At 60.3% G+C, this 6,437-nt stretch carries 4 protein-coding genes; 2 read left to right on the top strand and 2 right to left on the bottom strand.

Features of this window, described 5'->3' with window-relative positions; all coding sequences use genetic code 11:
* The first annotated feature begins 76 nt into the window (after positions 1-76).
* Complete coding sequence (locus tag KBY71_RS14220) at positions 77-1,372, top strand: DUF2252 domain-containing protein (RefSeq protein ID WP_254929547.1); 1,296 nt, start codon at positions 77-79, stop codon at positions 1,370-1,372.
* Here the strand turns inward: KBY71_RS14220 and KBY71_RS14215 are convergent.
* A complete protein-coding gene (locus KBY71_RS14215; RefSeq protein ID WP_254929546.1) occupies positions 1,369-2,898 on the bottom strand; it encodes an MFS transporter in 1,530 nt (509 codons plus the stop codon). The genes KBY71_RS14220 and KBY71_RS14215 overlap by 4 nt on opposite strands.
* A gap of 19 nt (positions 2,899-2,917) precedes the next feature.
* The gene (locus KBY71_RS14210) at positions 2,918-5,662 is read right to left on the bottom strand and encodes an MGH1-like glycoside hydrolase domain-containing protein (protein ID WP_254929545.1); all 2,745 of its coding nucleotides are present in this window, start codon (positions 5,660-5,662) and stop codon (positions 2,918-2,920) included.
* A gap of 238 nt (positions 5,663-5,900) precedes the next feature.
* On the opposite strand from KBY71_RS14210, the gene KBY71_RS14205 reads away from it, so the two are divergent.
* Positions 5,901-6,437 (top strand): hypothetical protein (locus KBY71_RS14205; protein ID WP_254929544.1); only part of this gene is annotated, 537 nt, incomplete at its 3' end.

Raw genomic sequence — 6,437 nt, 5'->3', positions numbered from 1 at the left:
AGTTAGCACCAAGGCGAGAGGCTGCCAAATCGGGGGTGCCGATCCACGCTGAGGGGGACGATGCCCCCATTGCGGTATGACCACGTCGATGGAGCGGCCCGATCCGCTGGCGCTTCTCCGGCAACAGGAGGCCACCCGTCTGCCCTGGCTGCTGCCCGAACGCAGGCGCCGCATGGCGGAGAGCCCCTTCGCGTTCTTCCGCGGCGCCGCCATCGTGATGGCCGCCGACCTCGGCCGCCACCCCCACTCGGGCCTGATGGTGCAGCTCTGCGGCGATGCCCATCTGCTCAACTTCGGCTTCTACGGCTCCCCCGAACGGCACCTGCTCTTCGGCATCAACGACTTCGATGAAACCCACCCCGGGCCCTTTGAGTGGGATGTGCAGCGGCTGGCTGCCAGTTTCGTGTTGGCAGCCCGCAGCCTGGGGCTGAGCGAGAAGCAGCAGAGCAGGGTTTGCCGCCGCACGGTGCGCGCCTATGGCGAGGCGATGGCGGAGTTTGCTGCCATGCCTCAGATCCCGATGTGGGTTGCCCAGCTGCCGCTGGAGCGCCTGATCGACGAACACGCCAGTGCCAACTTTCGCGGTCACCTGAAAAAGGTGACGGCGGCCGCCCTGCAACGGGATAGTCGCCAGGCGGTGCGCAAATTGTGCGAGGCCGATGGCAGCGGTGCGCTGCGCTTCCGCCATCAGCCGCCGCTGATCTGGCGCTTTGACGCCCTTGATCCAGAATGGCTGGCGGGCATGGACTGGCATGACTGGTCGCAGAACGGCCTGCGCAGCTACATGGGCTCGATGGCCTCGACCATGCAGCACTTGATGGGCCACTACCAGCACAAAGATTCCGCCCTTAAGGCGGTGGGCGTGGGTTCCATCGGCACCCGCTGCGGCATCAACCTGTTCGTGGGCCAGCACCCTGAGGACGTCCTAGTGCTGCAGGGCAAGCAAGCCGAACCCTCCGTGCTGGCTCCCTACGTGAATCTGCCTGCACCGGAGCATCAAGGTCAGCGGGTGGTGGAAGGGCAGCGGTTGCTGCAAACCGCCAGTGATCCCTTTCTGGGTTGGTGCACCAACCCTGCAGGTGATCACATCTATGTTCGCCATTTCCGCGATTGGAAGGGATCGGTGGATGTGGCCCAGTTGGATGGCGATGGCCTCAAGGATTACGGCAATCTCTGCGGCTGGACGCTGGCCAAGGCCCATGCCAGAGGCGGCGACCGCCGTGCCATTGCCGCCCATATCGATGACCCGAAGCACTTTGCCCAGGGTGTTTTGGAGCAGGCCATGCACCATGCGGATCTGGCCGAGGCAGACCATGCCTCCTTTGTGGGAGCCATCACCCAAGGCCATGAACCCGGGGCAGAGACGCCCTAGGCCCGAGCTCCCTGTTCAACAGCCTTTTGCTGGTGGCCGATCACCAGCAACAGCAGGCTGATCGCGCCGAGCAATCCCACCAGCACAGCTGTGACGAGCATGGTGCCCGCCAGGCCACTGGCGTAGGTGTCGCTCATCAGCTGGAGGGCCTGCGCCGGCAAGCCTTTAGCGTGACTCAGCCTGCCGCTGCCCAGGGCCGCCCGCACCTTGGCTTCGAGTTCGGAACTCCAAACGGTTGTGGAGCCCAGCTTCAGCACCTGTTCATGCAGGTTGGCGGCACCAAAGCCATTCACCATCGCGCCGCTGGCGGCGAAACCCAAGGCGAAGCCAAATTGTCCGCTAGTAGTCCGAAAGGCCGTGACGGGGCCGAGCGAGCCTGGCGGAGCCTCCTGCACGAACAACGCCGCCTGGGGGACGGCCATGAAGGCCAGACCACTGCCCACCAGCACCATCGGCATCACCAGGGAGCTGTAGGAGCTGTCGGCGCGGATCGCGGCAAACCAGAGCAGCCCGAGCACGAGAGACACGGTGCCAGCAGCCATCAACTGGGTGGTGCGGCGACTGGACCCCATCAGCCGGCCGGCCGGCACTGCGCCAACGGCACAACAAACAAGCAGGGGGAGCTGGGCCAGGGCCACCTGAGCGGTGCTGAAGTGCTGCACCAGCTGCCAGAAATTGCTCGTTTGCAGTTGCACCACGGCCCAGGCGAAATTCCCGGCGATGCCGCTCACGATCGCCGCCGTGAAGCAACCACGGCGGTACAGCGCAACCGGGAAGATCGGCTCCTGACGGCTGCGCTCGATCAGCAGATGCACGCCGAACAGCACCATCCCAGACAGGGTGGGCACCAGGAACTGGGGCGAGCCGAATCCCTTGACGGCGTGACTCACACCGCTCAAAAAGAGCACCATCGCCCCAGCGATGCTGATCAGCCCTGGCCAGTCGGGCCTGAGCTTGGCGTTGGCGGGCATCGGCGGCAACAGCACGGGCAGCCATGGCAGACAGAGCAGCGCCACCAGGGGCACCAGGCCGAGGGCCAGACGCCAGCTGCTGTTGGCCAACAGGCCACCCATGAGTGAGGCGGCGATAAAGCTAGTGATGGTGCAGAGGTGCCACACGCCCAACGCCTTGCCCAGCTGGTCGGGACGGCTCACGACGCCGATGGCTGCAAAGGACAGCACGAGCACGGCACCGGCGGCGATGCCCGCCACGGCACGACCCAACAGAAACAGGCCTGCATGGGGCGCCGCCATGGCGATCCCATCGCCGGCAATGAGCATCACCAAGGCGGCCATCAACACCTGCCGGCGCTCCAGGCGATCCCCGAGGAAGCCCATCAGCAGCACGGTGGCCGCCTGAGCCAGGGTCGAGATGCTGGCAGCCAGGGCCAACGTGGCGCCCTGCATCTCAAGGGCTTGGCCGGCCTTCACCAGGGCTGTGTTGGCGACGCTCGGGTCAATCAGTTGCAGGCCGGCCAGAACCCCGAGGAAGGGCACCGCCAGGGCTCTGGTAGGGGGAGGGCTCATGGGGCTGAGAACCTCTGACTCAGCGGACGCCCTGATGCACATTAGGCGCTGGTCCCGTAAGGCCACGGGCCAACAGGCTTTCCTGGGTATTAACGGCGAAATAGTGGCTCAAATTAACGACCAGACCACTCCAGCCGGTCTGGTGGCTGGCGCCAATGCCGGTCCCATTGTCACCATGGAAGTACTCATGAAACAGCAGATAATCCTTCCAGTGGGGATCGCTCTGGAAGGTCTGCTGGCTGCCAAAAACTGGCCTTTGACCTTCAGCATTGCGTGTAAAAATGGAGACGAGCCTGTGCGCGAGTTGCTCGGCGATCTCATAGAGGTTTGCCAATTGGCCGCTGCCGGTTGGGAATTCAACCTTGAAGTCTTTGCCGTAGTAACAGAAGTAGACACACAAGGAGCGAATAATCATGTAGTTAACTGGCATCCAGATCGGACCGCGCCAGTTGCTGTTGCCGCCAAAAAGACCTGAATCGGACTCGGCCGGCAGGTATTGGACAACGAACTCCTGTTGATTATGGACAAAGCGATAGGGGGCACTTTCGTGCCGTTTTGAGATCGAGCGAATGCCAAAGTCTCCGAGGAACTCATCGGGATCGAGCATGATCTTCAGCACACGGCGCAAATTGGTCTCATCGAGAGCTGACATCATGTGCCGGTCGGCATACCCCTTAAGCCTCACATCGTGAAAAAAGCTGCGTAGATCTAGAAATTTTTCTTGCATCCGAAGTAGCAGATCGTTGAGCTCAGGAAGCCTCTCCATGACATCTTGCTCGAGCACCTGTACGGCACACAGTGGAATCAAGCCGACCATGGACCTAACTTTCAGGCGTGTTGAGCTGCCGTCGCTTTTGCGGAGTACATCATATAAAAATCCATCCTGATCATCCCACATACTTTCGCTCGCATTGCGATTGACCATTGCATGGGCGATTGAGACATATTGCCTCATAAATTTGGCTGGGTATTCTCGATACGTTTCATCTTTTCGGGCCAGCTCGACAGAGATTTGCACCATGGTTTGGGCAAATAAAGCCATCCACGCTGTGCCATCAGCTTGCTCCAGGCTACCGCCCATCTCTGGTGATTCAGTGCGGTCAAAAATGCCGATATTATCGAGACCAAGAAAGCCGCCTTGAAACACATTATTGCCATTGGCATCTTTTCGATTTAGCCACCAGGTAAAGTTGATGAGAAGCTTGTGAAAGCTTTCTTTCAGCCACTGATGATCAGCTTGGCCATGGAGTGCCGCTTCGGATAGGTAGACATTGAAAGTCGCCCAGGCATGCACGGGTGGATTGACATCGCCGAAGTTCCACTCATAGGCAGGAATTTGCCCGTTGGGGTGTAGATATTGGCTGCTCAGCATCAAGCTGAGCTGTTGCTTGGCGAAGCTTGGATCGACAAAAACTAAAGTGCTTGTGTGAAAGGCGAGATCCCAGGCCGCGTACCAAGGATATTCCCATTTGTCTGGCATGGAGATCACATCACTGTTGTTCATGTGATGCCACTGCTGATTCCTGAAACCCTGTCCGTCGTTGAAACCCAGTGGATCAATGCCCCGTTTCTGGAGCCAGGGTGTGATGTCGTAGTTGTAGAACTGTTTGGACCACAGCATCCCTGCCATCGCCTGCCTGAACACCAGCTTTTGCTCAGCGCTGAATCCAGCTGGCATCACCCTGGCGTAGTAGTCATCGCAGTCCTGTTTTCTGCAATCCAAGATCTGATCAAAATCTTGATCGGCAGAGTTGTTCTGTGTTTCAGGTGTTGACTTGGTCAGTCGCAACTTGATGGTGCGTGAGGTATGGGCACCAATCGAGAGGTTGTAAATGGCGGATGCTTTGGTGCCTTGCTGGGAAGGGTTGACGGCTGCGCTCTCGCCCTGAACCACGTAGCGGTTGATGCCGCATTTGGTGTAGGGGGATGGGTTGGGTTGCTGGAAGATGACCTCAGTGTTCGTTTCGTTCTCCGTCAACACCAGTTCATCGGCCCCGTTGCAGTGCAGCGCGAAATCACCAAGGTCGGGATGCGTTGCGTAGAGTCTCCCTTGGCCTGCATGGCAAGGCTCTGCCTTGATCAAGGGTTTTGGGGTGTTGCCTTGATCCCATGTATTGCGAAACCAGAGGGTTGGCAGCACGGCAAGCTTGGCCGTTTCATTGGAGCGATTGTGCACCGTGATCTGGATCAGTACATCCTCTGGCCCAGCCTTGGCATACTCCACTTCGACATCACAATATTCATTCTTGTCAAAGATCCCCGTATCGATCAGCTCATATTCAGGCTCGTATCGCGACCTGGCTTTGCTGGTGCCAACAAGGTCGTTGTAGGGGTAGGCATTCAGTGGATATTTGTACAGGTACCGCATGTAGGAATGCGTTGGCGTTGAGTCCAGGTAGTAGTAATATTCTTTGACGTCTTCGCCATGGTTTCCCTCGCTATTGGTGAGGCCAAAGAGTCGCTCCTTGAGGATCGGATCCTTGCCATTCCAGAGTGCCAGAGCAAAGCAAAGAAGCTGGCGGTCGTCGCTGATGCCTGCCAGGCCATCTTCTCCCCACTGATAGGCACGTGATCTGGCCTGATCGTGGCTGAAGGATTCCCAGGCATTGCCATCAGGGCTGTCGTCTTCACGCACCGTGCCCCACTGCCGTTCGCTCAGATAGGGGCCCCACTTGCGCCACGGTTGGAGGCCCTCGTTGGCCTCCTTCAATCGTTGATGTTCGGCTGTCTGATCCGGAGCGACTTGGCCTGCGGACGTTGCCACGGAATGAATGCGCGTTGGAGTGGGAAATGAATGGAGGCGAGGTCCAGCCGGATCTAACGCATGCCATCTCGATCTACTTTCGCATCCGCAGCTGCGGCCCCTCTCATCCCCGTCACGGCTTAACGACCGCAGCTAGGGCACCCTGTTGAAACGCCGCAAGGAACAGACGCGAGTCCAGACCGATGGGTTGACCCGTGGGGCAGTTGACTGGGTTACCCGTCGAACGAGGCCGCCTGGGATGACATCACGCACGCGGGCCGTGGTGCTGGTGCTTGTGGTGGTGCTCTGCCTGGTGCTGACGGAGCAGATCGCCCGCGGGCTTGGCATCGAACGGGCCGTGGGCCTGCTCAGCCTGGCGAGCCTGGCCACCCTGGTGATTGGGATCAAGCTGGGCTGGCGTCAGGCCCTGCTGGGTGTTGGCAGCCTGGCGGTGCTCACCATCCCGGCCGTGCTGAGCCAGGGCGATCCGGCTGCCGGCACCGTCGTGATGGCCCTCACTGCCCTCGCCCTGGGCCTGAGCGCCCGCTGGCAGCTGCAGCCGGTCTACTGGCTGATGGTGGTGAGCCTCTGCCTGCTGGTCACCAACAGTCCGCTGGCAGCCACTCCCACCAGCAGCGACCTGGCCAGGCTGGTTCTCGGCGTGCTCGCCTCAGGCAGTGTCACCACCCTGCTGGTCAGCAAGCTGGCGCCCCGCCCTGATGGGGCAGCCACCCCAGCGGCGTTTGCGGTGGCGCACAGCTGGCGTCGTGCCCTGGCCTATGGCTCGCTGCTGGCG

Source organism: Cyanobium sp. T1B-Tous, assembly GCF_024345475.1.
Classification (GTDB): domain Bacteria; phylum Cyanobacteriota; class Cyanobacteriia; order PCC-6307; family Cyanobiaceae; genus Cyanobium_A.
The sequence above is the reverse complement of the archived record's forward strand: the minus strand, read 5'-3'. Positions and strand labels throughout refer to the sequence as shown.

Excerpts from the sequence above, each read along its gene's own strand:
- KBY71_RS14220 (WP_254929547.1), top strand. The coding sequence starts at position 77 with ATGACCACGTCGATGGAGCGGCCCGATCCGCTGGCGCTTCTCCGGCAA.
- KBY71_RS14215 (WP_254929546.1), bottom strand. The coding sequence starts at position 2,898 with ATGAGCCCTCCCCCTACCAGAGCCCTGGCGGTGCCCTTCCTCGGGGTT.